At 67.7% G+C, this 26,379-nt stretch carries 21 protein-coding genes; 7 read left to right on the top strand and 14 right to left on the bottom strand.

Annotated elements, in window-relative coordinates; translation table 11 throughout:
- Positions 1-21 precede the first annotated feature (21 nt).
- From HNO51_RS06625 to HNO51_RS06605, 5 genes are all read left to right on the top strand, one after another.
- The gene (locus HNO51_RS06625; protein WP_209538798.1) at positions 22-1,200 is read left to right on the top strand and encodes an MFS transporter; all 1,179 of its coding nucleotides are present in this window, start codon (positions 22-24) and stop codon (positions 1,198-1,200) included.
- 26 nt (positions 1,201-1,226) lie between these two features.
- Positions 1,227-2,618 (top strand): YcjX family GTP-binding protein, encoded by a 1,392-nt coding sequence (locus HNO51_RS06620; RefSeq protein ID WP_209538797.1) that lies wholly within the window; start codon positions 1,227-1,229, stop codon positions 2,616-2,618.
- Positions 2,615-3,661, top strand: coding sequence for a YcjF family protein (locus HNO51_RS06615; RefSeq protein ID WP_209538796.1), 1,047 nt, complete (start codon positions 2,615-2,617; stop codon positions 3,659-3,661). Before HNO51_RS06620 ends, HNO51_RS06615 begins: the two co-directional genes overlap by 4 nt.
- Before the next feature lie 102 nt (positions 3,662-3,763).
- On the top strand, positions 3,764-4,222 hold the full coding sequence (locus tag HNO51_RS06610) for a universal stress protein (protein WP_209538795.1): 459 nt from the start codon (positions 3,764-3,766) through the stop codon (positions 4,220-4,222).
- 255 nt (positions 4,223-4,477) lie between these two features.
- Entirely contained in the window at positions 4,478-4,918 is a 441-nt protein-coding gene (locus HNO51_RS06605) for a universal stress protein (protein WP_197450284.1), read from the top strand.
- Positions 4,919-4,972: 54 nt separating this feature from the next.
- Here the strand turns inward: HNO51_RS06605 and HNO51_RS06600 are convergent, their stop codons facing one another.
- The 7 genes from HNO51_RS06600 to HNO51_RS06570 all read right to left on the bottom strand — a co-directional run bounded on the left by HNO51_RS06600 (position 4,973) and on the right by HNO51_RS06570 (position 12,544).
- Positions 4,973-6,094: an ABC transporter ATP-binding protein gene (locus HNO51_RS06600; RefSeq protein ID WP_209538794.1), complete on the bottom strand. Its 1,122-nt coding sequence runs from the start codon at positions 6,092-6,094 to the stop codon at positions 4,973-4,975.
- A gap of 28 nt (positions 6,095-6,122) precedes the next feature.
- Positions 6,123-7,001 carry a carbohydrate ABC transporter permease gene (locus HNO51_RS06595; RefSeq protein WP_197450282.1) on the bottom strand — a complete coding sequence of 293 codons (879 nt, stop codon included), beginning with the start codon at positions 6,999-7,001 and terminating at the stop codon, positions 6,123-6,125.
- Positions 6,994-7,926, bottom strand: a complete 933-nt coding sequence (locus HNO51_RS06590; RefSeq protein ID WP_197450281.1) for a carbohydrate ABC transporter permease — start codon at positions 7,924-7,926, stop codon at positions 6,994-6,996. Before HNO51_RS06590 ends, HNO51_RS06595 begins: the two co-directional genes overlap by 8 nt.
- Before the next feature lie 78 nt (positions 7,927-8,004).
- A complete protein-coding gene (locus HNO51_RS06585; RefSeq protein WP_197450280.1) occupies positions 8,005-9,276 on the bottom strand; it encodes an ABC transporter substrate-binding protein in 1,272 nt (423 codons plus the stop codon).
- Positions 9,277-9,386: 110 nt separating this feature from the next.
- The gene (locus HNO51_RS06580) at positions 9,387-10,874 is read right to left on the bottom strand and encodes an ATP-binding protein (protein ID WP_209538793.1); all 1,488 of its coding nucleotides are present in this window, start codon (positions 10,872-10,874) and stop codon (positions 9,387-9,389) included.
- On the bottom strand, positions 10,871-11,593 hold the full coding sequence (locus HNO51_RS06575; RefSeq protein WP_209538792.1) for a response regulator: 723 nt from the start codon (positions 11,591-11,593) through the stop codon (positions 10,871-10,873). The genes HNO51_RS06580 and HNO51_RS06575 overlap by 4 nt, the downstream gene beginning before the upstream one ends.
- A gap of 153 nt (positions 11,594-11,746) precedes the next feature.
- On the bottom strand, positions 11,747-12,544 hold the full coding sequence (locus HNO51_RS06570; RefSeq protein WP_197450277.1) for a Cof-type HAD-IIB family hydrolase: 798 nt from the start codon (positions 12,542-12,544) through the stop codon (positions 11,747-11,749).
- A gap of 194 nt (positions 12,545-12,738) precedes the next feature.
- On the opposite strand from HNO51_RS06570, the gene HNO51_RS06565 reads away from it, so the two are divergent.
- On the top strand, positions 12,739-14,679 hold the full coding sequence (locus HNO51_RS06565) for an exoribonuclease II (protein WP_197450953.1): 1,941 nt from the start codon (positions 12,739-12,741) through the stop codon (positions 14,677-14,679).
- A gap of 46 nt (positions 14,680-14,725) precedes the next feature.
- Here the strand turns inward: HNO51_RS06565 and HNO51_RS06560 are convergent, their stop codons facing one another.
- The 3 genes from HNO51_RS06560 to HNO51_RS06550 all read right to left on the bottom strand — a co-directional run bounded on the left by HNO51_RS06560 (position 14,726) and on the right by HNO51_RS06550 (position 18,769).
- Positions 14,726-15,613 (bottom strand): urea carboxylase-associated family protein, encoded by an 888-nt coding sequence (locus HNO51_RS06560; protein ID WP_209538791.1) that lies wholly within the window; start codon positions 15,611-15,613, stop codon positions 14,726-14,728.
- A gap of 88 nt (positions 15,614-15,701) precedes the next feature.
- Positions 15,702-17,015: an HlyD family type I secretion periplasmic adaptor subunit gene (locus HNO51_RS06555; RefSeq protein ID WP_197450275.1), complete on the bottom strand. Its 1,314-nt coding sequence runs from the start codon at positions 17,013-17,015 to the stop codon at positions 15,702-15,704.
- A complete protein-coding gene (locus tag HNO51_RS06550; protein WP_197450274.1) occupies positions 17,012-18,769 on the bottom strand; it encodes a type I secretion system permease/ATPase in 1,758 nt (585 codons plus the stop codon). Before HNO51_RS06550 ends, HNO51_RS06555 begins: the two co-directional genes overlap by 4 nt.
- A 392-nt stretch (positions 18,770-19,161) precedes the next feature.
- On the opposite strand from HNO51_RS06550, the gene HNO51_RS06545 reads away from it, so the two are divergent.
- Complete coding sequence (locus HNO51_RS06545) at positions 19,162-21,021, top strand: cellulose binding domain-containing protein (RefSeq protein ID WP_209538790.1); 1,860 nt, start codon at positions 19,162-19,164, stop codon at positions 21,019-21,021.
- A gap of 72 nt (positions 21,022-21,093) precedes the next feature.
- Here the strand turns inward: HNO51_RS06545 and sucD are convergent, their stop codons facing one another.
- From sucD to odhB, 4 genes are all read right to left on the bottom strand, one after another.
- The gene (gene sucD, locus HNO51_RS06540) at positions 21,094-21,966 is read right to left on the bottom strand and encodes a succinate--CoA ligase subunit alpha (protein WP_197450272.1); all 873 of its coding nucleotides are present in this window, start codon (positions 21,964-21,966) and stop codon (positions 21,094-21,096) included.
- Positions 21,966-23,132 (bottom strand): ADP-forming succinate--CoA ligase subunit beta, encoded by a 1,167-nt coding sequence (sucC, locus tag HNO51_RS06535; RefSeq protein WP_197450271.1) that lies wholly within the window; start codon positions 23,130-23,132, stop codon positions 21,966-21,968. The genes sucD and sucC overlap by 1 nt, the downstream gene beginning before the upstream one ends.
- Before the next feature lie 154 nt (positions 23,133-23,286).
- Positions 23,287-24,726, bottom strand: coding sequence for a dihydrolipoyl dehydrogenase (gene lpdA, locus HNO51_RS06530; protein ID WP_197450270.1), 1,440 nt, complete (start codon positions 24,724-24,726; stop codon positions 23,287-23,289).
- Positions 24,727-24,777: 51 nt separating this feature from the next.
- A complete protein-coding gene (gene odhB, locus HNO51_RS06525) occupies positions 24,778-26,343 on the bottom strand; it encodes a 2-oxoglutarate dehydrogenase complex dihydrolipoyllysine-residue succinyltransferase (protein WP_197450269.1) in 1,566 nt (521 codons plus the stop codon).
- Positions 26,344-26,379: the final 36 nt, after the last annotated feature.

Genomic DNA, 26,379 nt, shown 5'->3' with positions numbered 1-26,379 from the left:
TGCTCTGCCCGGGAGGCTGCCATGCCCTTCAATGTCACCTTGCTCTCGCTGTGCCAGGCGCTGCTGGTAAGCGGCAACATCCTGCTGATCGCGGTCTCGCCGCTGATCGGCGCGCGCCTCGCGCCCGACCCGGCCTGGTCCACGGCGCCGGTCGCCACCCAGTGGCTGGGACTGATGTGCGCCACCATTCCCGCTTCGCTGATCATGGCGCGGCTGGGGCGCAAGCGCGGCTTCCTGCTGGGCAACCTGCTGGGGCTCATCGGCGTGGCGGTGGCCGCCCAGGCCCTGGTGGCCGAGGCCTTCTTCCCGTTCATGCTGGGCACCTGGCTGATCGGCATCGGCATCGGCTTCGGCCAGCTGTACCGCTTCGCCGCGGTGGAAGCCGCGCCCCTGGCGCTGCGCGACCGCGCCATCGGTCTGGTCATGGGCGGCGGCGTGCTGGCCGCCTTCTTCGGCCCGTGGCTGGCGCGCATCAGCCGCGAGGCGGCCACCACCCCTTTTCTCGGCAGCTTCCTCGGCCTGGGCGCGCTCTACCTGGTGGCGCTGCTGGTGCTGCTGGCGACCCGCCTGCCGCCGCCCGAGACGACCCACGGCGACGGCAGGCCGCGGCCGCTCGGTGAGATCGTGCGCCAGCCGGTGTTCCTGGTGGCGGTGCTCTCGGCGCTGATCGGCTATGGCGTGATGAACCTGGCGATGACTGCCACCCCGCTGGCGATGTCCGGCGCCGGCCATCACTTCGATCATGTCGCCACCACGATCCAGTGGCACGTGCTGGCGATGTTCCTGCCCTCGTTCGCCACCGGCCACCTGACGGCGCGCTTCGGTGCACCGCGCATGATCGCCACGGGCTGCGTACTACTGGCGGCGAGCGGCCTGGCCGCCCAGGTCGAGGCGGGCGTGGCGGGCTTTCATTTCGCCCTGATCCTGCTCGGGCTGGGCTGGAACTTCACCTTCCTGCCCGCCACCGGCCTGCTGACCGAGGCCTACCGGCCGGTGGAGAAAGCCCGCACCCAGGCTGCCAACGAGTTCCTGGTCTTCTCCACCGTGGCCGTCACCGCGCTGCTGGCGGGCCCCTTGGTCAACCTGCTCGGCTGGACGCTGCTCAACGCGCTGCTGGTGCCGCTGTCGCTGGTACCCATTGCGCTATTGGCTTGGCAGCGCCTTGCCAGACGCCGCCAAGACCCTCACATTAGCGGCTGACACTGCTGTGAAGGGATTCCTCGCCGATGCGCCAGTCGCTCACCCGGGAGCTGACCAATCTGATCGAACGCGGCCGCGACCGCCAACTGCGCCTGGCGGTCACCGGACTCTCTCGTTCGGGCAAGACCGCCTTTCTCACTTCGCTGGTCAACCAGCTGCGCCATGCCGGCCTCGAGGCCCGGCTCGACCTGATGCCGGCGGCCCGGCAGGGCCGCCTGCTGGGCGCCCGCCGGGTCAGCCAGCCCGATCTGGGCGTACCGCGCTTTCCCTACGATCAGGCGATGGCGTCGCTCGACAGCGAGCCGCCACGTTGGCCGGAGCCCACCCGCGGCATCAGCGAGCTGCGCCTGTCGATCCGCTACCGCCCGGCCAGGCGCGCATTGCTGCGCGGCGAGACCGCCGAGCTCAGCCTCGACCTGTTCGATTACCCCGGCGAATGGTTGCTCGACCTGCCGCTGCTGGGCCATGACTACCCGGGCTGGAGCCGCGCCATGCTCGCCGGCGCCGGCGAGCAGCGCCGCGCCCTGCTGGCCGAATGGGAGCGTGCCGCGGCCAGGCTCGACCCCGCCGCCGAAGCCAACGAGGCCGAGCTCGCCGACATCGCCGCGCTCTATGCCAGAAGCCTGCAAGCCGCCCGCGAGGCGGGCTTCGCCAACCTCCAGCCGGGTCGTTTCCTGCTGCCCGGCGACCTGGAGGGCGCCCCGGTGCTGCAGTTCTTCCCGCTGCCGGCGCTGGCGGAGGCCGACGAAGGGGCATTGGCCAAGCTGCCTCCGGAGAGTATCTATGCCACCCTGGCGGCCCGCTTTCGTCACTATCAGCACCATATCGTGCGGCCCTTCTATCGCGATCATTTCCGCCGCTTCGACCGCCAGATCGTGCTGGTCGACGTGCTCGGCGCGCTCAATGCCGGTCCCGAGCGCTTCGAGGACCTCTCCCAGGCGCTGGCCACGCTGATGCAGAGCTTCGACTACGGCAAGCGCAGCCTGCTCTCGCGACTGTTCGCGCCACGCATCGACAAGCTGGCGATCGCCGCGACCAAGGCCGACCACGTCACCCCGGAACAGCACGCCAACCTGACCGCGCTGCTCGAGGCCCTGCTCGCCGAGCCGCTGCAGGACCTGCGCTACGCCAACGTGCCGGTCAAGGCGCTGTCGCTGGCGGCGATCCGTGCCACCGAGGCCCACGAGGTGAACCACAGGAACGAGCGCAGCCCGGCCCTGCGCGGCACCACCCTGGAGGGCGAGGAGGTTCTGGTGTTTCCCGGCGAGGTGCCCGCCAAACTGCCGGAGACCGACTTCTGGGCTCGCCAAGGGTTCGACTTTCGCGCCTTCCGCCCTGCCCCGCGGGAGGGCGGCGCGCTGCCCCACATCCGGCTCGATGCCGCCCTCGACTGGCTGATCGGAGACAAGCTGCAATGAACGACCGCCGCCACGAGCCGCAGGGCGACGACCCGCGACCGGCCCGCCGTTTCACCCTCGACGAGCCGACCTCGCCGGGCATCGAGCCGCCGCGGCCACGCCTCGATTTCGACAGCCAGCTGCCCACCCGCCCCGTGGCGGAGCCCCCGGCGAGCCGCGCCGAGCGCGACCTCGAGGCCAGCCTCGGCCGACCGCGCAAGCGCCGCTGGGGGCTACTGGCCTTGCTCGGCGGCGGCATCGCGCTGGGCACGGCCGAAATGGCCATGCGCCTGCCCGAGGCACTGCTCGGCGGCGACTGGCTCAGCGGCGGCTGGCACTTGCTGGGGCTCGGCGCCATCGCCCTGGGGGCCGGCGCGCTCGTGCGCGAGGCTTGGCGGCTGCGCCGCCTGAAACGGCACGACGCCCTGCGCAGCCGGCTGGCGACGCTGCCTCGGGCCGATGCCCGGGAAGCGCTCGAGCTGGCCCGGGTGCTCAAGCGCCAGCTCGGGCTCGACGACGACCATCCCCACTGGCAGGCCTTCCTCGCCGCCCGCGAGCCGCACCACGCCGGGGCGGAGGTGCAGCAGCTGCTGGCGCATCACCTGCTGGCCCCGCGCGATCGCCAGGCCCGGCGGCTGATCTCGCGCATGGCCGGCGAGACGGCGGTGATGGTGGCGGTCAGCCCGCTGACGCTGGTCGACATGTTCCTGGTGGCGTGGCGCAGCCTGGCCATGATCGACCGCATCTGCCGTCTCTACGGGCTTGAGCTCGGCTACGCCAGCCGCCTGCGCCTGCTGCGCAACGTGCTCTACAACATGGCCTTCGCCGGCGCCACCGAGATGGCCGGCGATGCCGGCATGGAGCTGCTCTCGCTGAATCTGGCCGGCCGCCTCTCGGCGCGTGCCGGCCAGGGCATGGGGGTGGGCCTGCTGAGCGCCCGCCTCGGCCTGCGTACCCTGCGCCTGACCCGCCCGCTGGTGTTCGCCGAAGGCGAGGCGCCGCGCATGGCCGACCTGCGCAGCGAACTCTGGCAGCAGCTTCGAAAGCTGGAAGATACCAAGTGAATGGCAGGTGATCGGGCGAGGACTTGATACCGGTCATGACGTCTCGCGTGCAAGGGGCTAGGCTCGGGGTATCCATCCACTACCACGGATAAGGAAAGCGCCATGTTCCAATCCATCCTGGTTCCCGTCGACGGTTCCGAAGGCGCCAAGAAAGCCCTTGAGGTCGCCTGTCAGCTGGCCAGCCAGGCCGATACCACCCTGCACATCCTCCACATCCCCGAGGAATTCACTCACGAGACGACGCTGGTATGGGGCATCGGCGCCATCGCCATCGAGGCGTCACGCCAGGAGAGGCAGGAACCTCGGGCTCGCCAGGACATCGGCCAGCAGATCATCGACAGCGCCGAAAAAGCGGCACGCGCCAATGGCGCGAGCCGAATCGAGACGATAATCGGCCAGGGTGACCCGGCCCGCACCATCGTCAGCGAGGCACGCCGTCGCGGCGTCGAGGCCATCGTCATGGGCAGCCGCGGCCTGAGCGACCTGCGCGGGCTGGTGGTCGGCAGCGTCTCGCATAAGGTCAGCCATGTCGCCGAGTGCACGGTGATCACCGTACGCTGATCTTCCCTAGCCGGGCGCCTCTCGGCGCGCCTCGGCCTGCCACTCAGCACCTGAACCCCACCGCTCTTGTTCGCCAAGGGCGAGGCGCCGCGCATGGCCGACCTGCGCAGCGAACTCTGGCAGCAGCTTCGAAAGCTGGAAGATTCCAAGTGAATGGCAGGCGATCAGTCGAGGGCTTGACGCCGGTCATGACGTCTCGCGTACAAGGGGCTAGGCTCGGGGTATCCATTCCCCACAGCGGATAAGGAAAGTGACATGTACCAATCCATCCTGGTTCCCGTCGACGGCTCCGAAGGCGCGAAGAAGGCCCTTGACGTCGCCTGCCAATTGGCCAGTCAGGCCGATACTACCCTGCACATCCTCCACATCCCCGAGGAGCTTTCCCACGAGACGACGCTGGTGTGGGGCATCGGCGCCATCGCCATCGAGGCGTCTCGCCAGGAACGCGAGGAGATCGGCAGGCAGGTCGTCGACAAGGCGGCCGAGGCGGCACGGGCCAAGGGCATCCAGCACATCGAGACGGTGGTCGGCCAGGGCGACCCGGCCCGCACCATCGTCAGCGAGGCACGCCGACGCGGTGTCGAAGCCATCGTCATGGGCAGCCGCGGCCTGAGCGACCTGCGCGGGCTGGTGGTCGGCAGCGTCTCGCACAAGGTCAGCCACGTCGCCGAGTGCACCGTGATCACCGTTCGCTGAGCCGTCGGCCGGCAGGCCGACGGCCCGGTGCCGGCGGCCTTTCGCGGCACCGGCTCAGGCCAGGCGCTTCTCCGTGGCGGGATCGAACAGCACCGCGCGCCCCATGTCGATGCGCAGCGTCAGCCGCTCGCCCGCCTTGACCTTGCACTTGGGCCCCACCCGCGCCGTGGCCTCGCCCTCGCCGAGCTTGAGCTGCAGCAGGATATCCGCCCCGGTGGGCTCTACCACGCTGATGCGCGGCGTGAACGGCACGCCTTCGCTGAACTCGCCGAGCCGCGCATCGTCCTCGGCGAAGTGCTCGGGGCGCAGCCCCAGGAGCACCGCATGCCCCACCTGACCGGCCATGGTCGGCGCCTCGCGCTCCTGCGGCCAGGGCAGCTCCAGCGCCTCCTCTCCCGGCGTTGCCACCCGCAGCCGGTACGCGCCACTCTCGCCCTCCAGGGTAGCGGCAATGAAGTTCATCGACGGCGAGCCCATGAAGCCGGCCACAAACAGGTCGACCGGATCGTTGTAGACCTCGTCGGGCGAACCGAGCTGGAGAATTCGACCGTCGCGCATCACCGCGATGCAGTCGGCCAGCGTCATCGCCTCGATCTGGTCGTGGGTGACGTAGACAATGGTGGTGCCGAGACGCTGATGCAGCTTCTTGATCTCGGTGCGCATGTCGACGCGCAGCTTGGCGTCGAGGTTGGAGAGCGGCTCGTCGAACAGGTAGACCTTGGGTTCGCGGGCCAGCGCCCGGCCCATCGCGACGCGCTGGCGCTGGCCGCCGGAGAGCTGCGAAGGCTTGCGATCGAGCAGGTGGGTGATCTGCAGCAGGTCGGCCACCCGCTCCACGGCGGCCTCACGTTCGGCCCTGGGCACCTTGCGCATCTCCAGGCCGAAGCTGATGTTCTGACGTACCGTCATGCTCGGGTAGAGCGCGTAGGACTGAAACACCATGGCGATGTCGCGCTCGGCCGGGGTCTGCCAGGTGACGTCCTCGCCGGCGATGCGGATCTCGCCGGAGGTGACCGGCTCGAGCCCGGCGATGGCGTTCATCAGCGTCGACTTGCCGCAGCCCGAGGGCCCCACCAGGATCAGGAACTCGCCCGAATCGATCGCCAGGCTCACGTCCTTGAGCACCTGCTCGCTGCCGAAGTCCTTGCAAACGTTATTGATTTCCAGCGCTGCCATTTCGGTAACCTCTTTGTTGTTCGGTGGCTCAGCCCTTGACCGAGCCGGCCGTGAGCCCACGGACGAAATACTTGCCGGCCAGCACGTAGACAATCAGCGTGGGCAGTGCAGCGATCATCGCCGCCGCCATGTCGACGTTGTACTCGCGCACGCCGGTGGAGGTGTTGACCAGGTTGTTGAGTGCCACCGTGACCGGCTGGGTGTCATGGGCCGAGAACGCCACGCCGAACAGAAAGTCATTCCAGATCTGGGTGAACTGCCAGATCACCGAGACCACGATGATCGGTGCCGACACCGGCAGCAGGATGCGCCAGAAGATGCGGAAGAAGCCGGCGCCATCGAGCTTGGCCGCCGACACCAGCTCGGTGGGTACCGCCACGTAGAAGTTGCGGAAGAACAGCGTGGTGAAGGCGATGCCGAACACCACGTGGACCAGGATCAGCCCCGCCCGCGAACTCGACAGTCCCAGCCAGCCCAGCGTCTGCGCCATGGGCAGCAGCACCACCTGGAACGGGATGAAGCAGCCGAACAGCATCAGCGCGAAGACCAGCTCCGAGCCCTTGAAGCGCCACTTGGTCAGGGCGTAGCCGTTGAGCGCGCCGATGATCGTGGAGATCAGTACGGCCGGCACGACGATGGCGATGGAATTGAAGAAGTAGACGCCCACGCCTTCGCAGCGCATGCCGGTGCAGGCCTCGCCCCAGGCCTTGGCCCAAGGCGCCAGGGTCGGCTCCCGGGGCAGCGAGAGCAGCGTGCCGGGGGTGATCTCGGCCAGCGGCTTGAGCGAGGTGATCAGCATCACCGCGAGCGGCAGCAGATAGAACAGTGCGGCCAGCAGGAGCACCGCATAGAGCGCGGCACGGGCCAGCCGCGCGCCGACGGTGCGGCGTCGAATGACGTTATCCATGGCGGCGGTTCCTCAGCTCGGAGTAGAGATAGGGAATCAGGATCGCCAGCACGCCACCCAGCATCAGCATGGCGCTTGCCGAGCCCAGGCCGATCTGCGCCCGAGTGAAGGCATGGGCATACATGAAGGTGGCCGGCAGGTCGGAGGCATAGCCGGGGCCCCCACCGGTCAACGCCACCACCAGGTCGAAGCTCTTGATGGCGATGTGCGAGAGGATCATCACCGCGCTGAACACCACCGGGCGCAGGCAGGGAATCACTACCCGCCAGTAGATGCGCGGCAGGCTGGCGCCGTCGAGCTGGGCGGCCTTGAGGATGCTGTCGTCGACGCCGCGCAGCCCGGCGAGGAACAGCGCCATGACGAAGCCCGAGGCCTGCCACACCGCGGCGATCACCAGGGTGTAGACGGCCATGTCGGGGTCGACCAGCCAGTCGAAGCGGAAGTTCTCGAAGCCCCAGCCGCGCACCATGGCCTGGATGCCGAGGCCGGGATTGAGCAGCCACTTCCACACCACGCCGGTGACGATGAACGACAGCGCCATGGGGTAGAGATAGAGGGTGCGCAGCGCCCCCTCCTGGCGGATGCGCTGGTCGAGCAGGATGGCCAGCAGCAGCCCCAGCGCCAGGCAGATGGCCACGAACAGGCCACCGAACAGCACCAGGTTGGTGGACGCCACCCACCAGCGGTCGTTGGCCATCAAGCGGGCATACTGAGCGAAGCCGACGAAGTCGTAGCTGGGCAGCATGCGCGAGTTGGTCAACGAGAGAATGAAGGTCCACAGCATGAAGCCGTAGACGAAGCACAGCGAGATGGCGACCGACGGGGCCAGCACCAGCTTGGGCAGCCAGGCCTGGAGCGGGCCTGAGCGGCTGCGCCGGGAACCGGGACCGGTGGCCGGCTGCGCCGCGTAACTGGACAGGGACATAGCGGAAACCTCGGGCGTGAACGGCGTGCCACCGGGGCTGGGCCTGGGGATTCCAGGCCCGGCCCCGCTTGCGGCGGGTTAGAGCGCGGCCTGGGCGGCGTTCACCATCCGCCGGGCAGCCTCTTCGGCGGCCATGTCACGCGAGTTGAAGTAGTTGGTCACCACGTCGAAGATGGCGCCCTGGACGTCGGCGCGCACGGCCATGCCATGGGCCATGCTGGGTACCAGGCCGTCCTCCTCGGCGGTGCGCTGGAAGTCCTGCATGGACTGCTGCGCGCACGAGTCGAATTCGCCCATGTCGAGGTCAGGGCGGGCGGGAATCGAGCCCTTGGCCAGGTTGAAGGCTTCCTGGAAGGTTGGCTCCAGCACCAGCCGTGCCAGGGCCTGCTGGGCCTCGCGCTCCTCGCCCTCGACGCGGAACATGGCCAGGCTGTCGATGTTGAAGGTGAAGGCGTCCTGGGTGCCCGGCGCGGCGGCGCACAGATAATCCTCGCCGGCGGTAAGGCCGGCGGCGGTGAACTCGCCCTTGGCCCAGTCGCCCATCAGTTGCATGCCGGCGGTGCCTTCGATCACCATGGAGGTGGCGATGTTCCAGTCGCGGCCCGACATGTCGTCGTCCATCAGCTCGCGCAGGCGCTTGAAGGTCTCCAGCGCCTCGACCATCTGCTCGCCGCCCAGGGCTTCCTCGTCGAGCTCGACCAGCGCCTGCTGGTAGAACTCGGTGCCGCCGGTGGCCAGCAGCACGGTCTCGAACACGGTGGCGTCCTGCCACGCCTGGCCGCCGTGGGCCAGCGGGATATAGCCCGCCTCGCGGATCGCCTCGCCGGCGCTGAACAGCTCGTCCAGCGTGGTCGGCATCTCGACCCCGGCCGCCTCGAGCACCTCGGGGTTGGCCCACAGCCAGTTGACCCGGTGCACGTTGACCGGCACCGCGACGTAGCTGCCGTCGTGGCGCATCACCTCGGCAACGGTGGGGGGGAGCAGCTCGTCCCAGCCCTCGGCTTCGGCCACTTCGTCGAGTTCGCCGAGCAGGCCGAGCTCGCCCCACTCCTGGATCTCCGGCCCCTTGATCTGGGCCGCCGACGGCGGGTTGCCGGACATCGCCCGGGACTTGAGCACGGTCATGGCGGTTTCACCGCCACCGCCGGCCACGGCGAAATCCTCCCAGCCGTAGCCTTCCGCTTCCATCAATTCCTTGAGCACGTTGGCCGCGCGGGCCTCGCCGCCCGAGGTCCACCAGTGCAGCACCTCCACCTCGGCGGCATTGGCGCTGGGCAACGCCAACGAAGCCGCCGCGGCGGTGGCCAGGGCGAGTGTGGTCTTGTTGAACGATCGCGCGAACGAAGGCATGGCATGCTCCTGCTGTTGTTATTGAACCCGGTTATACCGGCGTGTCAGTAACGCTAACCGAGAGCTGCCTTCTTTGGGGTTACCTAGTCCTTCAAAGTATTGGGGCAATATTACAAGGCCGTAACATTGCTCGGTCGCGGCAGGTGGAGCGTGACCTCGAGGCCTCCCTCGGGATGGTTGGCGAGCGCGATCTCGCCGCCCATGGCGCGGGCGATATGGCGGGCGATGCCAAGCCCGAGCCCGCTGCCGCCGGTGTTGCGGCTGCGTGAAGGCTCGAGCCGCACAAAGGGAGCGAAGACCCGTTCGTGCTGCGTTTCAGGAATGCCCGGGCCGTGGTCGCGAATGACGACCGCCAGTCGCTCGGGAGAATCCTTCAGCGTCACCTCGACGCGCCGACCGTAGAACACCGCGTTCTCCACCAGGTTCGCCAGGCAGCGCTTGAACGCCAGCGGCTTCACCGCCAGCGGCTCGGCGTGCCCCGAGACGCACACCGTCCCGCCCTGCAGCGCCAGTTCGTCGGCCAGCTCCTGCAGCACCACCCGGGGATCGACCGGCTCCACCGCTTCGTGCAGGTCGAAGCCCTTGACCGATGCCAGGGCGCCCTTCACCAGCAGGTCGAGCTCGTCGAGCGAGGCGCAGAAGCGTTCGCGCTGCAGCGGGTCGTCGAGCATCTCGGCGCGCAGGCGCAGCCGTGTGATGGGCGTCTTGAGGTCGTGGGAAATGGCCGAGAACAGCCGCTCGCGCTCGTCGACCTGGTCGCGAATGCGCTCCTGCATGCGGTTGAAGGCCACCGCGGTGGCGGCGACCTCACGCGGGCCGGTCTCGCGCAGCGGCGGCGCATCGAGGTCGTCGCCGAGCTGGCGCGCCGCCCGCGACAGCCGCGCCAGTGGGCGCGTCACGCTGCGAATGCCGAGCAGCGACAGGCCGATCACCGTCAGCAGTACCATCAGGCTCGCCAACAGCCGCTCGCCGGAGAGCCAGCGGTACTCGTTGAACAGGTCGGGCACCGGCAGCAGCGTGGCGACGTAGAGCCAGGTCTCCGGGCCGAGCTCCATCTGCACCACCAGGATCGGCGGTGACAGCGGCTCCATCAGCAGGCTGTGCTGGCCCCAGCGCGGCGGCAGGTCGTGCAGCAGCACCTCATTGTTGTAGACGCGCAGGGTCTCGGGGCGGGAGAACTCCACCAGCACGTCGTCGATGTTGAGCTCGCGGGTCAGGATCTCGCGGAAGTTGTCCACCACCAGCGCCTTTTCCGGCCCCGAGCCGATGTCCTGCACCGGAATGCGGCGTTCGTTGACGCTGACGAAGAAGCGCGTGCCGCCCATGTTGCGCAGCTGGTCGAGCACGATATGGCGATACTCGTAGGGCAGCGAGCGGAAGAAGCGCATGGTCGAGGCCACGCTGTAGGCGATGTTGCGCGACAGCTCGTCGAGCTGCTCGAGCTGGCTCGAGCGCACCTGGGAGGTCCACACGGTGTAGCTGGCCAGCTGGGCGGTGAGCACGCCGACGATCATGATCAGCACGAAGCGACCGCGCAGCGTGCGCGGCAGCAGGGGCACCAGGCGTCGGCGCCAGCGCCTGAGACGCTCCGCCTTCACGTCAGCGCTTCGACCCGCGCGGTGAACACATAGCCGGCCCCGCGCACGGTGCGGATCAGCTGATGGTAGTGGGTGTCCTCGCCCAGGCGCTGGCGCAGCCGGCAGACGTGCACGTCGATGGAGCGGTCCAGCGGCGGGGCCGGCCGGCCGCGGGTCAGCTCATACAACGCCTCGCGCGACAGCACCTGCTCGGGGTGCTCGAGGAAGACCTGCAGCAGTTGGAAATCGGCACCCGAGAGCGGCGTGCGCGCCTCACGCTCATCGATCAGCTCGCGGGTCATGCGGTCGAGCCGCCAGGGCCCGAAGGCCACCAGGCGCGCCCGGGCCGGATCGCCGGCGCCGCCGCCCCGCGCCCGGCGCAGCACCGCCTTGATGCGCGCGAGCAGCTCGCGCGGATTGAACGGCTTGCCCAGGTAGTCATCGGCGCCGAGCTCCAGCCCGAGGATACGGTCGGTCTCGTCGGCACTGGCGGTGAGCATGATGATCGGCACGTCGCTGCCGCGGCGGATGTCGCGGCAGATGGTAAAGCCGTCGTCGCCGGGCAGCATGATGTCGACGATGAGCAGGTCGGGGGCTTCGCTTGCGAGCAGGCGATGCAGCGCCTCGGCATCCTCGGCGGCCAAGGCACGGTAGCCGTGGCGCCCGAGGTAGTCGACCAGCAGTTCGCGGATCTCGGGGTCGTCGTCGACCACGATCAGGGTGGCGGGCGTTGTCGTCATCGTCGTCCGATGGCAGGGGCGCAGCCTTGGCAGCGCCGTGAATCGTTGTCGTTATGCGCCCCGATGATGGGCAAGCCGGGTCGGCACGGCAAGAGGACATAGACCAACGTCGCAGCGTGCCACTACAGGCAGACGCACGCTTACAGCATGAACCTAGAGCGCAAACCGCTCCCGCAGGTGCCGGGCCACGGCCGTCTCGGCGTGGTGGCCGATGCGCCGCGCCACGGGCACCCGCTGGGCCAGCTCGGGGTGGGCATTGGCCATCACATGCGCCTCGCCGGCGAGGCTGAGCATCTCGGTGTCGTTGAGGTTGTCGCCGAAGGCCAGGCAGCGCTCGCTGTCGATCCCGAGGGCGGCGAGCAATGCCTCCAGCGCTGTGCCCTTGTTGACGCCGCCGGCCATGATCTCGAGCGAGTTGATCGTGGAATAGGTGACGTGAAGGCGTTCACCGTGGCTCGCGCGGACTGTTGCCTCAAGCCCCGCCAGCCGCTCGGGCTCGCCGATGTAGAGCACCTTGCCGACCCCCTCCCCGTCGAGACTCGTCGGCTCGACCACACGATAGCCGAAGCCGGTATGGGCATGGTAGGCCAGCAGGCGCGGCTCGGGGGCATCGATCAGCCACTCCTCCTCGAGATAGAGGTTGAGGCGCACGCTGTCGTGACGCTCGAGCGCGATCAGCTCGCGCGCCAGCTCGGCCTCGAGATGGCGCGAGGCCAGCAGCTCGCCGTCGGGGCCGTGCAGGTAGGCACCGTTGGTGCTGATGACGTGAATCGGCACGCCCAGCCGTTCGCGAAAGGCCAGCATGTCGCGGTAATGCCGCCCCGAGGCAAAGGCCAGATGGTGGCCCTGCTCGGCCAACTGGCGCAGAGTCTCGATGGTCTCGGGGTGCAGGTCGTGGTTGGCATCCAGCAGCGTGCCGTCGAGGTCGGAGACGATCAGGTGCGGTGTCATGGGCGTCCATTGCGTCGTGTACCCGATAGAGGCTAACGCAGCCCGCAGGGCTTGCCCAGCCAAAGAGCACGGCGCGCTCATCGCGAATCACTCAATCCAAGCCTATGATTTACCGTCAGCGGCTACGCCGGCGTTTGGCGCCGGCCACAGGAATCCGTATAGTGGCCCTCCCACCCCGCCACACGTTCGTGATCATGCTGCAGAACAACCCGCTGCTCGCCCAGCTCAAGCAACAGATTCGTGAGACCACGCCCCGCGCCGAGGGGGTAATCAAGGCCACGGAAAAGGGTTTCGGGTTTCTCGAAACCGACGACGGTCAGTCCTACTTCGTGCCGCCCCCGGCCATGAAACAGGTGCTGCATGGCGATCGTGTCCAGGCCGTGATCCACGAGAACGGTGACAAGACCTCCGTCGAACCCGATACGCTGATCGAGGCAGGCCTCAGCCGCTTCATCGCCCGGGTGCAGAAACGCGAGGGGCGCCTGGCGGTGGTGCCCGACCACCCCTCGATCAAGAACGCGCTCAAGGCGCGCATCAAGAACAGTCTCGACGAGGCGAGCATCGGCGATGGCGACTGGGTCGTGGCACGCCTGGTGCGTCACCCGCTGAAGCCCGACGACCGTGCCTTCTTCACTCAGATCGACGAGCTGGTGGCCAAGGCCGACGACCCCGCCGTGCCGTGGCGCGTGACGCTGGCCCGCCACGCCCTGGAACAGGAGTGCCCCGACGCCGGCGACGACTGGCCGCTGCGCGACGAAGGGCTCGAACGCCAGGACCTCACCGCGGAACCGTTCTTCACCATCGACAGCGAGAAGACCCGCGACATGGACGATGCCCTGCGCATCGAGCCACGCGAGGGCGGCGGCTGGCGCCTGACGGTCGCCATCGCCGACCCCACCGCCTACGTCGAGGAGGGCCATGCCGCCGATCTGGAGGCGCGCACCCGCGCTTTCACCGTCTACCTGCCGGGACAGAACGTCACCATGCTGCCCGAGCAGCTTGCCGACGACCTGTGCTCGCTGCGCGAGGGCGAGGAGCGTCCGGTGCTGGCCTGTACCCTGGACGTCGAAGCCGACGGCAGCCTGGGCGACTACCGCTTTTTCGCGGCCACCCTGCGCTCCCGGGCCAAGCTGGTCTACGACCGCGTCTCCGACTGGCTCGAGGGCCAGGGCGAATGGACCCCGGCCGAGGAGATCGCCGGTCAGCTACGCGCGCTGCGAGACATGACCGAGGCTCGCGCTGCCTGGCGCGCCGAGCATGCGCTGGTGTTCAAGGACCGCCCCGACTACGTCTTCGACCTCGACCCGGCGGGCAACGTGCTGGATATCCGCATCGAGGAGCGGCGCATCGCCAACCGCATGATCGAGGAGTCGATGATCGCGGCCAACGCCTGCTGCGCCCACCTGCTCGCCGAGCACGTCGGCCACGGCATCTTCAACGTGCACCGCGCCTTCGATCCCGAAAAGGCCCAGGCCGCCCACGAGTTCCTCACCGCCCAGCAGATCGAGGTCGAACTCGAGGCGCTTTCGGAACTGCCGCGCTACAAGGAGCTCAAGCGCGCGCTGGAGAGCCGCGACGACGCCTGGCTCGACGCCCGCCTGCGCCGATTCCAGGGTTTTACCAGCATGTCCGCCCGGCCCGGCCCGCACTTCGGCCTGGGCCTGGCCGCCTACGCCACCTGGACCTCGCCGATCCGCAAGTACGGCGACATGGTCAACCACCGCCTGATCAAGCGCGTGCTCAAGGGCGAGCAGGCCCCGGCGGAGGCGACCCAGGCCCTGACTGAGCAGCTCACCGAGCGGCGCCGGCTCAACCGCATGGCCGAGCGCGACGTCAAGGACTGGCTCTACGTGCGCTATCTGACGCCGGCGGCCGAAGCGCAGCAGGCCTTCGATGCGGAGATCTTCGGCATCAGCCGCGGCGGCATGCGCGTGCGCCTCGTCGCCAACGGCGCCACCGCCTTCGTGCCGGCGCCGATGCTGCACAGCGACCGTGACAAGATCGCCATCGACGACAAGGAGGGCCGCATCCTGATCGAGGGCGAGGAGCGCTACAAGCTCGGCGACCGCATTCGCGTCGAGCTGGTCGAGGCGCGCGAGGAGACCCGTTCGCTGGTGGCACGCCCCAGCGCGTGAAGCTCGCCGACAGCGTCCGGCCTTCGGGCCTGGCGCTGTCGCCCGTTTATCCCTGACCTGACCGCCTTCGCTTCTCCCCCGCCCAGTCAATGGCAGGCCCCGTGAGGCCGTGGCCGCCGGCGTAGGGTGACGGCGCGGGTGGCTGCCAGCCCTCCAGCAGCGACCCGTCCAGGCGGAACACCTCGACCCCGATGGGGTGGCAGGTCAGCAGCGGGTCGCCGGCACTGGGGCCCCAAAGATCCAGCGACAGGTCGCCCCCCGGACAGCACGACAGCGCACAGAGCAGGTCGATCTCGGCGAACAATTCGAGATAGTCGCCCTCCCGTGCCGGGCAGGCTTTCATGAAGTACTGGTCGTCGTCGTTGAGCCCGGTGCACTGAAAGACGTTGAGCACGTCGTGCACATCGAACTCGGTGAGGCCATGCGGCAATACCGCGCGCACCAGGTTGGAGTGGCAGTGGTGATCGAAGTCCTCGCCGGTGAGCAGGCGGTTGACGTAGGGGTCGCAGCGGGTACCCAGCAGGTCGTGTATGCGGCCACCCTGTTCGTCCATGCCGCTGCCATCGACGCCATAGTTCGCCAGGGTGTCGGCGATGATGGTCGCCATGGGGCGCAGGTAGGGTAGCGTCGACCACAGGCGGTCGAAGGTGGAAACATGGGCACGCTGCAGCTGGCGGGTGCGCGAGGCCCAGAAGCGCTCGCGCGGGTTGTGCAGGTGCCACAGGTTGAAGTCACCGACCTGGGGCCCCTCCTGGGTCGAGAGTCGCAGCACATGGCCCGCGGGCACTTTCCACGCTCGACCGTCACGGATCGGCACGACCAGCGAATCGACCCGCTCCCGGGCGTCCGGCTCGGTCAGGCGCACGTAGAAATCGCGATCGACATCGAGGACCGAGCCTCGGGTCGCCTGGTAGGCGGCGGGAACCTGCGCCATGGGACAATCTCCTGCGAAGCGTTTCCCCCAGCGTAACCCATGACGCCGCGCCCACCCATCACGCACCTCAACGCTCGATGCGGCCCGGCTAGTCGCGCATGGCCCGCGCCAGCACGTCGCCGATCGGCTTGACCAGGTAGCTGGCGAAGGTGCGCTCGCCGGTATGGATCATGACTTCGGCGGGCATACCGGCGAGCAGCCGCATGTCGGAGGTCATCTCCTCGCGCCCCGCCTCGGTGACCCGTATCCGCACCCGATAGACGTCACGCCCGGTGCGCTCGTCCTCGAAGCTGTCAGCCGAGACATGGATCACCTCGCCGTCGACGGCATGGGTGAGCCCCTGGTTGAAGGCGCTGAAACGGATCTCGGCCGCCTGGCCGACATACAGGCTGTCGACGTCGCTGGCCGGGACGCGCGCCTCGACCACGAAGCCCTCGTCGCTGGGCACGAGTTCCAGGATCGGGTCGCCCGCCCCGATCACCGCCCCGAGCGTATGCAGCTGCATGCCGACCACGGTTCCCGCCACCGGCGCGGTCACCGTGGTCCGACGCACTTCGTCGGCCAGCGCCGTGATCCGCTCCTCGGCGTCGGTGATGTGCTCCTGGACCTCGCGCAGCTGCTCGCCGGACTCCGCCTGGAACTCCTGGCGGTGGATCTGCTTCTGCAGCTCGTTCTCGCTGATCTGCGCCGCGATGCGGGCAATGACGGATTGCTGCTGAGCGGTTTCTCCCTCGAGTTCGAGAATGTCCCGCTCCAGCTCACGCAGTCGTTGCCGATCGCCGTGGCCGCGTTCGAACAGGCTGCGCAGGTCGTCCGCCTCCTCGCGCAGCGAAGCGATCTGTCGGCGGTTGTACTCCACCAGCGATTCCAGGCCCTCGCGCTGCTCCTCGTACTGACGGGTCTGCTGATCGAGGGTCTCCAGGGTACCTTGCAGCGACTGTCGCCGTGAGAAGAACAGGCCGTGCTGCACCGCCAGCACCTCGCTGACACGCTGGGAATCGCTCGCCAGCAGCTCCTCGGGAAACGCCAGGGTCGCCGCCTCGGCGAGCTCGGCGGTCAAGCGCACTTCACTGGCCCGGTTGATCAGGTACTGGGTTCTCGCCAGTTGCAGCTGCGACGCGGCGCGGGTGTTGTCGAGCACCACCAGCACCTCGCCGGCCTCGACATGATCGCCGTCGGCCACGCGGATCTCGCTGACGATGCCGCCCTCGTAGTGCTGCACCGTCTTCTTGAACGAGGCGACCGAGACCTTGCCCGGGGCCACGACGGCGACCGCCAGGTTGGCGGCCAGCGCCCAGCCACCGAACCCGCCGAAGGCGATCAGCAGGATGAGCAACCCCAGGTGACGATAGCGACGACCGTCGATGGGCAGCGCCGCTGGCGTGAGGTGTTCGCGGTTCATGGCCCCTCCTCTGCTGCCGTCAGCTCAGCACGCGATTCTCGTGACAGGGACGGCCTGCCCGGTTTCGCCCGACGGGCTCCCGGCGCGGCGAGACGCGCCAGCACCTCGTCGCGAGCGCCCAGCAGGCGCAGGCGCCCCTCGTTCAGTACCAGCAGCTTGTCGACCTCGGCCAGCACGCTGCGCCGATGGCTGATGACGAACAGCGTCGTCCCTTCCGCCTTGAGCTGGCGCAGCGCCTCGGCCAGCGCCCGCTCTCCGGCATCGTCGAGATTGGCGTTGGGTTCGTCGAGCACGACGAGCGCAGGCTTGCCATACAGCGCCCGCGCCAGGCCGATACGCTGACGCTGCCCGGGCGAGAGCGAGCCGTTGCCGGCCCCGATGGGCGTCTCGTAACCCTCGGGCAGGCGCAGGATCATGTCGTGCACCCCCGCCTTCTTTGCCGCTGCAACCACCTGCGCGTCATCGACCTCGCCGAAGCGCGCGATGTTCTGGCTGACCGTGCCATCGAACAGCTCGATGTCCTGAGGCAGGTAGCCGAGGTGCGGACCCAGCTCGTCACGGTTCCAGTGCCCCAGGTCGGCACCGTCGAGCCGAACCGCCCCCGTTTCGGGCAGCCAGACACCCAGCAGGGCACGCGCCAGCGTGGTCTTGCCGGCGGCACTCGGCCCGATGATGCCGACGTGCTCACCTCGCGCAATGTGAAAGTCGAGCTCGCGAAGCACCGGCTTGGCCGCTCCCGGCGGCGTAAGGGTCAAGGCCTCGACCGCCACCTCCCCGCGGGGCTCGGGCAGCGACAAGCGGCGCGTCTGCGCCGGCACGTCACGCAACAGCGCGTCGAGCCGCCGGTAGGCGTCCCGGCAGCCGACGAAGCCCTTCCAACTGCCGATCATCTGGTCGATGGGCGCCAGGGCCCGCCCCATGATGATCGAGGCGGCGATCATCATGCCCGGCGTGATGCTCGCTTCCAGCACCAGCAGTGCACCCAACCCGAGTATCAGTGACTGTGCCAGGATGCGCAGCCCCTTGGACAGATTGCTCAGCCCGCCGCTGCGATCGCTGGCCTGGGACTGCTTGATCAGCGACTGCACATGACGCGCCTCCCAGCGCCGCATGATCGCCGGCAGCATGCCCATGGCCTGCACCACCTCGGCATTGCGCAGGTTGCTGCCGACTTGCGCCTGGGCCTGGATGTGCGCATGCCCGGCTTCGGCCAGCAGACGCTTGGACACCTTCTCGTTGATGATCGCCAGCCCCAGCAGCAGCAGCCCCGCACCGGTCGCGAAGACCCCGAACCACACGTTGAACAGGAACAGGATGGCCAGATAGATGGGCACCCAGGGCGCATCGAAGAAGGCGAACAGGCCCTGGCCCGAAAGGAACTGGCGCACCGTGCGGAGATCGTCGAGGGGCTGCCCGCTGCCCTCTCCCGGCGACGACAAGCCACGGCGGAACATGGCGCGATACAGGTGCCCGCTCACCTGGGCATCGAGGTGGTTGCCCACCCGCACCAGCAGTCGGGAACGCACCCACTCCAATCCCACCATGACGGCCAGCAGAAAGAGTGTCACCAGGGTCAGCATGAGCAGGGTCTCCTTGCTGCCACTGGCGATGACCCGGTCGTAGACCTGCAGCATATAGAGTGCTGGCGTCAGCATCAGCAGGTTGATGAACAGGCTGAAGCCGCCCACCCATAGCAGCGCAGGCCGGCAACGGCGCAATGCATGCTGTAAGTCGTTTTGCGTTCTTGAAGACATGGCGCTCACGGAATCGATGGGAAAACGATGCGGGGCCTTACCGAGGCTTGCAGAACGGCACACTAGCAAACCGCCCCCGGGCACTCGGCTAACTTATTAATTTTTTTGTGTATTAATGAGATGAAAAGTAAGGCGGAAAAGTACCGAACTTGACTTTGACAAAAAAACACCCAGCGTTTCAATTAAATATCGAAATCGAGCAGCCCGATCTCTCGATTAAATGTAAAAACCCCCCGCACTTACATACGTGCGTCGCCCGAGCGCTCTTGCCTCCGGCGCCAGGCTCGCTAGCATGCGCAGCGAAGCGGAAGATAACAGATGCCGCTGCAGATCGCATGGCCTCCTGGCAGCGATGCCACGGGGCCGAGAATGACTCATCAGGAGGAACCAACATGCCGACCATCGATGTCGCCCGCGGCACATCGGCACGAGCGCTTCAGGAGACGATCGACACCGCCCCAGGTGGATCGACCCTGCTATTCGAGTCCGGTGACTACCGACTCGACCAGGCCCTGCGCATCAACCGCTCCGACATCACGCTCAAGGGGGCGGGCACCGATGCCACCACCCTGACATTCACCGATACCGCCCTGGACGACAGCGCTGGCTTCGGCATCGGCATCGAAGGCGACGTGCAGGGCGTGACGCTCGGCACGCTCGCGGCCGACCTGGCGGAAGGCGAGCGCAGCGTGCGACTCGGTGTCGGGCATGGCCTGGCGCAGGGCGATACGGTCAGGATCTGGCAGGACAACGACACGGCCTTCCTCGACGCGATCGGCGACACCACCTGGCGCAAGCAGGAATATGCCGAGCTACGCACCAGCATGGCCAGAGTCGAGGCCGTGAACGGCGACACCATTACGCTCGACCGCGGCGCGCACTTCGACTTTTCCCAGGGGCAGGCTCAGCTCGAGCAGATCGTGCCTGCCGACAACGTCTCTCTCGAGGGATTCAGCGTCGACTATGAGCTGGGTACCCCGGACGCCGCGGCGTTCTCGAATGCCCGCAGCCATCTGACCGGCTACCAGGCCATTCGCCTGGATGGCACCGGCGATGCCCGGCTGGAGGATGTCGCGGTCGTGAACGGTCCCTCCACGGCCTTCCATATCGCCCGCTCACTGGATCTCGAGGCCGACTCCCTGCGCGCCGAGGGCGCCTTCAACAAGGGCAGCGGCGGCAACGGCTACGGTTTCGAGCTGAAGGAGAGCTATGACGGCAGCTTCAGCCACCTCGAGGACAGCGGCATGCGCCATGGGGTGCTGTTCGCCTCCTGGCGCTCCTCCGTCGGCAACGAGATCGAGGTCGATTTCACCGACCGCGACATCAACTTTCACGGCGGACGCGACCATGACAACGAGGTCAGGGTGGCGCAGGCCATCCGCAACGCCGATTCCGACGAGCTCTCCCCCACGCTGTGGGTCAATGCCGGCGGCGAGAGCTTCGGCGCCATCACCGATGCCGACGCCAACCAGGTCCGCTTCGACTACGTGCTGGGCTCGCGTCGCAGCGACGTGCTGCAGGGCAGCGACGACGGCGTCTACCTCAACGGCGGGCTGGGCCACGACACGCTGACCGGCGGCGCCGGCCACGACCTGCTGGAGGGGGGGCCCGGCGACGACTGGTACGATGGCGACGACCGCCTGGTCGGCGGCGATGGCATGGACACGGTGCGCTACGCCCGCGGGCTCGATGCCTACCAGATCGATTTCGACGGCGACCGGGTCAACATCCACAGCGACATGGGCGCCACCGACACGCTCGAGGAAATCGAGCTGGTCAGCTTCGCCGACGGCACCGTGCTGCACACGGCTTCCCGCGGCATCTACCAGGCCGCGGCACTCGACGTTCCTGACGCCGATGCCATTCTCGGCGGCAATGCCATTCCCGACGGGCTGCTGGACGACGGCGCCGAGCTGCTGGTAGCAGGCAGCACGACCCGGCGCTGGGACGACGGCTACGTCGCCGAGATCTTCGTCGAGAACGTGACCGACGAAGCGCTTGCGGCACCCGAGCTGCGGCTGACCACCGACGATACGATCGACACCCTGTGGAACGGCGAGCTGAGCCGCGACGGTGATGCCTACCTCATCCGCGACGACGACGCCGGCGAGCTCGCCCCCGGCGAGGCGTGGCGCTTCGCCTATCGCGCCCAGGGCGACGCTCCCACGCCCGACGCCGTTACCGGCGCGGATGGCCTGGATGTCGCCCTGCTCGGCATGCACGACGGCAGCGACCTCGGCCTGCTCGGCTGAAGCGACGCACAGGCCAGAAAAAGGGCGCCCGCAAGGAGCGCCCTCTTCGCCTATCGGTGGTCGTCGCTGCTCTTACCAGCCAGTGACGTCCTTCAGTGCATCGCCGATCTCGGCCAGGGAGCGAACGGTCCGCACGCCGGCATCCTCCAGCGCGGCGAACTTCTCGTCAGCGGTGCCCTTGCCACCGGAGATGATCGCACCGGCATGGCCCATGCGCTTACCCGGAGGCGCGGTGACACCGGCGATGTAGGAGACCACCGGCTTGGTCACGTTGGCCTTGATGAAGGCCGCCGCCTCTTCCTCGGCGGTACCGCCGATCTCGCCGATCATGACGATCGCCTCGGTCGCCGGATCCTTCTCGAACATCTCGAGGATGTCGATGAAGTTGGAACCCGGGATCGGGTCGCCGCCGATGCCCACGCAGGTGGACTGGCCGAAACCGTGGTCGGTGGTCTGCTTGACGGCTTCGTAGGTCAGGGTGCCGGAGCGCGACACGATGCCGACGCGGCCCGGCTTGTGGATGTGACCCGGCATGATGCCGATCTTGCACTCGCCTGGGGTGATGACGCCGGGGCAGTTCGGACCGATCAGGCGTACGCCCAGCTCGTCGCACTTGACCTTGACGTCGAGCATGTCCAGCGTGGGAATGCCCTCGGTGATGCACACGATCAGCTTGATGCCGGCATTGGCCGCCTCGAGGATCGAGTCCTTGCAGAACGGGGCCGGCACGTAGATCACGCTGGCCTCGGCGCCGGTCTTCTCGACCGCTTCCTTGACGGTATTGAACACCGGCAGGCCCAGGTGCTCCTGGCCGCCCTTGCCCGGGGTCACGCCGCCGACCATCTTGGTGCCGTAGGCGATCGCCTGCTCGGAGTGGAAGGTCCCCTGCCCGCCGGTGAAGCCCTGGCAGATGACCTTGGTGTTCTTGTCGATCAGGATGCTCATTACTTGCCCTCCGCTGCCTTGACGACCTGCTGAGCCGCATCGGTGAGGCTCGTGGCAGCGATGATGTTCAGTCCGCTGGAGGCCAGCTTCTCGGCACCCAGCTCGGCGTTGTTACCCTCGAGACGCACCACCACCGGCACGTTGACGCCAACCTGCTCGACCGCCCCGATGATGCCCTCGGCGATCATGTCGCAACGCACGATGCCGCCGAAGATGTTGACCAGCACCGCCTTGACCGAGTCGTCCGAGAGGATCAGCTTGAAGGCTTCCGCCACGCGCTCCTTGGTCGCACCGCCGCCCACGTCGAGGAAGTTGGCCGGCTGGCCGCCGTTGAGCTTGATGATATCCATGGTGCCCATGGCCAGGCCGGCGCCGTTGACCATGCAGCCGATGTTGCCTTCCAGCGCCACGTAGTTCAGCTCCCATGCCGCCGCCTCGGCCTCGCGCTCGTCCTCCTGGGAGGGGTCGCGCATCGCCTGCAGGTCGGGGTGGCGATACAGGGCGTTGCTGTCCAGGTTGATCTTGGCGTCGAGGCAGTGCAGGTTGCCTTCGTCGGTGATCACCAGCGGGTTGATCTCGAGCAGCGCCAGGTCCTTCTCGTGGAACAGACGCGACAGGCCCAGGAAGATCTTGGTGAACTGCTTGACCTGGTCGCCCTTCAGGCCCAGGGCGAAGGCCAGCTCACGCGCCTGGTACGGCTGGGCGCCGACCAGCGGGTCGATCTCGGCCTTGAGGATCTTCTCGGGGGTTTCCTCGGCGACCTTCTCGATCTCGACGCCACCCTCGGTGGAGGCCATGAACACCACCCGGCGCGTGGCACGGTCGACCACCGCCCCCAGGTAGAGCTCGCTGGCGATGTCGGTGCAGTTCTCGACCAGGATCTTGGCAACCGGCTGACCGTTGGCATCGGTCTGGTAGGTCACCAGGTTCTTGCCCAGCCACTGCTCGGCGAAGGCCTTGGCCTCCTCCGGGCTCTTGATCAGCTTGACGCCGCCGGCCTTGCCGCGGCCGCCGGCGTGAACCTGGGCCTTGACGACCCACATGTCGCCGCCGATCTTCCTGCAGGCTTCCGCCGCTTCCTCGGGGGTATCGACCGCGAAGCCCTTGGAAACCGGCAGACCATAATCAGCAAACAGCTGCTTGCCTTGATACTCGTGAAGGTTCATCGATTCATGCCATTGGTTGCATGTGACTCGAATGGTAACCGCGAAACACCGCCTGCGACGGTCGTTGTCGGGTCACCCCCGTCCGCCCCCGGTACATGGCCGGGCACGACGCGCCATCCCGCTGGATGGCGCTTGTTGTACTGCATGGGCTGGCTTACTTGCGCTTCTTGCGGTTGGCCATGTGGATGGCATGGCCGTCCACCGCCAGGGCCGCCTCGTGGATCGCCTCGGAAGTGCTCGGGTGGGCGTAGCAGGTCAACGCCAGGTCCTCGGCGCTGGAGCCGAACTCCATGGCGATCACGCCCTGGGCGATCAGCTCGCCCGCGTGCTGGCTGACGATGTGCACGCCCAGGATGCGATCGGTCTCAGCGTCGGCGATGATCTTGGCCATGCCTTCGGGCGCGTTGTTGGCCAGCGCCCGGCCGTTGGCCGAGAACGGGAAGCTGCCGGTCTTGACCTCGATGCCCTTGGCCTTGGCCTCTTGCTCGTTCATGCCGACCCAGGCCACCTCGGGCGAGGTGTAGATCACGCTGGGAATGGCCTCGTAGTTCATCTCGGCCTTGTGGCCGGCGATGATGTCGGCCACCATCACGCCCTCCTCGGAGGCCTTGTGCGCCAGCATCGGGCCACGCACGCAGTCGCCGATGGCATAGATGCCCGGCACGCTGGTGCGGCACTGGTCGTCGACGTGGATGAAGCCGCGCTCGTCGAGGCCCACGCCGACGCCCTCGGCGACCACGCCCTGGGTATAGGGGCGACGGCCGACGCAGACGATCAGCTTGTCGAAGGTCTGCTCCTGGTCGCCGCTACCGTCGCTGTACTTGACCACGACCTCGCCGCCCTTGACCTCGGAGCCGGTGACACGCGCGCCGAGCTTGATGTCCAGGCCCTGCTTCTTGAGCAGCTTCTGGGTCTCCTTGGCGATGGCGCTGTCGACCATCGGCAGGAAGGTGTCCATGGCCTCGAGCACGGTGACCTCGGCGCCCAGGCGGCTCCACACGCTGCCCAGCTCCAGGCCGATGACACCGGCGCCGATCACGCCCAGGCGCTTCGGTACCTCGGTGAACTCCAGCGCGCCGGTGGAGGTGACGACGATGTCCTCGTGCAGCGGGGTCGGCGGAATCTCCACCGGCACCGAGCCCGCGGCGATTACGATGTTGTCGGCGTCATAGGTGGTCTTGCCACCGTCGTGGTCGGTGACCTCGACCTGCTTGGCGCCGGTCACCTTGCCGGTACCGTCGATCGCCGTGACCCCGTTGGCCTTGAACAGCGCGCTGATGCCGCCGACGTTCTTGGCGATGACGGAGTTCTTGAACTCCAGCATCTTGGCCACGTTGGCCTTGGGCGGTTCCAGGTCGATGCCGATCTCGGCGAAGTGATCGCGCGCCTCGACGAACTTGTGGGACGTCTCGAGCAGTGCCTTGGAAGGGATGCAGCCCACGTTCAGGCAGGTGCCGCCATGCACGGTCTTGCCTTCCTTGTTGACCCACTTCTCGACGCAGGCGGTCTTCAGCCCCAGTTGGGCGGCACGGATGGCGGCCACGTAGCCCCCGGGGCCCGCACCGATGACGATCACATCAAATTTGTCGGCCATGTGGTTTTCCTGTTGATCGGTTCGCGTTTGATTCCGTTGAAACGGGCGCCGTCAGATATCCAGCAGCAGGCGCGCCGGATCCTCGAGCAGCTCCTTGATGGTAACCAGGAACTGCACCGCATCCTTGCCGTCGATCATACGGTGGTCGTATGACAGGGCCAGGTACATCATCGGCCGGATCTCGACCTTGCCGTTGACGGCCATGGGACGCTCCTGGATCTTGTGCATGCCCAGGATGGCGGTCTGCGGCGGATTGAGGATCGGCGTCGACATCAGCGAGCCGAAGATGCCGCCGTTGGTGATGGTGAAAGTGCCGCCCTGCATCTCGTCGATGCCGAGCTTGCCGTCACGCGCGCGCTTGCCGAAGTCGACGATGCCCTTCTCGACGTCGGCGATCTTCATGCTGTCGGTATCGCGCAGCACCGGCACCACCAGGCCGCGGTCGGTGGAAACCGCCACGCCGATGTCCTGGTAGCCGTGATAGACGATGTCGGTGCCGTCGATGGAGGCGTTGACGTCGGGGAACCGCTTGAGCGCCTCGGAGGCCGCCTTGACGAAGAAGCCCATGAAGCCGAGCTTGACGTCGTGGGCCTTCAGGAAAGTGTCCTTGTACTGGGCACGCAGCTCCATCACCGCGCCCATGTCCACCTCGTTGTAGGTGGTGAGCATGGCGGCGGTCTGCTGGGCCTGGACCAGGCGCTTGGCGATGGTCTGGCGCAGGCGGCTCATCGGCACGCGCTTCTCGGGGCGCTCGCCCTCGACCACCGGCGCTGTCGCGGTGGCCTGCTTGGGTGCGGCGGCCGGCGCCGCGCTCTTCTTGGCCGTGCCGGCCTTCACGGCGCGCTGCACGTCCTCCTTGAGGATACGACCGCCCTTGCCGGTGCCGTCGATCTTGCCGACATCCAGGTCGTGCTCGGCGACCAGCTTGCGCGCGGCCGGCGCCAGGATCTTGTCGCCGATCTTCTCGTCGCCGGCGCCGTCGTCGGCAGAAGCCTTCGGCGTCTTGTCGGCTGCCGTGTCGGGGCCGCCAGTACCACTGGCACCTTCGGTGAAGATCGCCAGTACCGCCTCGGATTCGACCTGGCTGCCCTCTTCGGCCTTGATCTCGGCGATGGCGCCATCGGCCGGTGCCACCACCTCGAGCACCACCTTGTCGGTCTCGATGTCGGCCAGCACGTCGTCGCGCTTGACCGCCTCGCCCACCTTCTTGTGCCAGGTGGCCACGGTGCCTTCCTGGATCGACTCGGGGAAGGTCGGTGCCTTCACCTCGTGGATCTGGCCGCCGGCGGCCGGTGCCGCCTTGGTTTCACTCTTCGGCTCGGCCTTGGCGTCGGCCTTCTCGTTGCCTTTCTCGCTCTTCTGCTCGCCGCCCTTGGCGGCGCCTGCTCCGATCTTGCCCAGCACCTGCTCGGACTGCACGGTATCGCCCTCCTCGACCAGCACCTCAGAGAGGGTGCCGGCTTCCGGCGCCACCACCTCGAGCACCACCTTGTCCGTTTCGATCTCGACGATCAGCTCATCGCGCTCGACGCTGTCCCCCGGCTTCTTGTGCCAGGCCGCCACGCTGCCTTCGGCAACGGATTCCGGAAAGGTGGGCGCTTTGATCTCGGTAGCCATGTCGTTTCCCTTGTATGTTCTCTCTCGTCCCGGTGG

The organism is Billgrantia sulfidoxydans, from assembly GCF_017868775.1.
GTDB classification, from domain to species: Bacteria; Pseudomonadota; Gammaproteobacteria; order Pseudomonadales; family Halomonadaceae; genus Halomonas; species Halomonas sulfidoxydans.
The sequence above is the reverse complement of the archived record's forward strand: the minus strand, read 5'-3'. Positions and strand labels throughout refer to the sequence as shown.

What these genes read in the sequence shown, in the direction of transcription:
- HNO51_RS06570 (WP_197450277.1), bottom strand. Translation starts at nt 12,544, where the DNA reads ATGACACCGCACCTGATCGTCTCCGACCTCGACGGCACGCTGCTGGAT.
- HNO51_RS06550 (WP_197450274.1), bottom strand. Translation starts at nt 18,769, where the DNA reads ATGTCTTCAAGAACGCAAAACGACTTACAGCATGCATTGCGCCGTTGC.
- HNO51_RS06605 (WP_197450284.1), top strand. Translation starts at nt 4,478, where the DNA reads ATGTACCAATCCATCCTGGTTCCCGTCGACGGCTCCGAAGGCGCGAAG.
- HNO51_RS06575 (WP_209538792.1), bottom strand. Translation starts at nt 11,593, where the DNA reads ATGACGACAACGCCCGCCACCCTGATCGTGGTCGACGACGACCCCGAG.
- HNO51_RS06545 (WP_209538790.1), top strand. Translation starts at nt 19,162, where the DNA reads ATGCCGACCATCGATGTCGCCCGCGGCACATCGGCACGAGCGCTTCAG.
- HNO51_RS06585 (WP_197450280.1), bottom strand. Translation starts at nt 9,276, where the DNA reads ATGCCTTCGTTCGCGCGATCGTTCAACAAGACCACACTCGCCCTGGCC.
- sucC (WP_197450271.1), bottom strand. Translation starts at nt 23,132, where the DNA reads ATGAACCTTCACGAGTATCAAGGCAAGCAGCTGTTTGCTGATTATGGT.
- HNO51_RS06595 (WP_197450282.1), bottom strand. Translation starts at nt 7,001, where the DNA reads ATGGATAACGTCATTCGACGCCGCACCGTCGGCGCGCGGCTGGCCCGT.
- HNO51_RS06610 (WP_209538795.1), top strand. Translation starts at nt 3,764, where the DNA reads ATGTTCCAATCCATCCTGGTTCCCGTCGACGGTTCCGAAGGCGCCAAG.
- HNO51_RS06565 (WP_197450953.1), top strand. Translation starts at nt 12,739, where the DNA reads ATGCTGCAGAACAACCCGCTGCTCGCCCAGCTCAAGCAACAGATTCGT.
- HNO51_RS06600 (WP_209538794.1), bottom strand. Translation starts at nt 6,094, where the DNA reads ATGGCAGCGCTGGAAATCAATAACGTTTGCAAGGACTTCGGCAGCGAG.
- HNO51_RS06560 (WP_209538791.1), bottom strand. Translation starts at nt 15,613, where the DNA reads ATGGCGCAGGTTCCCGCCGCCTACCAGGCGACCCGAGGCTCGGTCCTC.
- odhB (WP_197450269.1), bottom strand. Translation starts at nt 26,343, where the DNA reads ATGGCTACCGAGATCAAAGCGCCCACCTTTCCGGAATCCGTTGCCGAA.
- HNO51_RS06620 (WP_209538797.1), top strand. Translation starts at nt 1,227, where the DNA reads ATGCGCCAGTCGCTCACCCGGGAGCTGACCAATCTGATCGAACGCGGC.
- HNO51_RS06625 (WP_209538798.1), top strand. Translation starts at nt 22, where the DNA reads ATGCCCTTCAATGTCACCTTGCTCTCGCTGTGCCAGGCGCTGCTGGTA.
- lpdA (WP_197450270.1), bottom strand. Translation starts at nt 24,726, where the DNA reads ATGGCCGACAAATTTGATGTGATCGTCATCGGTGCGGGCCCCGGGGGC.
- HNO51_RS06555 (WP_197450275.1), bottom strand. Translation starts at nt 17,015, where the DNA reads ATGAACCGCGAACACCTCACGCCAGCGGCGCTGCCCATCGACGGTCGT.
- HNO51_RS06615 (WP_209538796.1), top strand. Translation starts at nt 2,615, where the DNA reads ATGAACGACCGCCGCCACGAGCCGCAGGGCGACGACCCGCGACCGGCC.
- sucD (WP_197450272.1), bottom strand. Translation starts at nt 21,966, where the DNA reads ATGAGCATCCTGATCGACAAGAACACCAAGGTCATCTGCCAGGGCTTC.
- HNO51_RS06590 (WP_197450281.1), bottom strand. Translation starts at nt 7,926, where the DNA reads ATGTCCCTGTCCAGTTACGCGGCGCAGCCGGCCACCGGTCCCGGTTCC.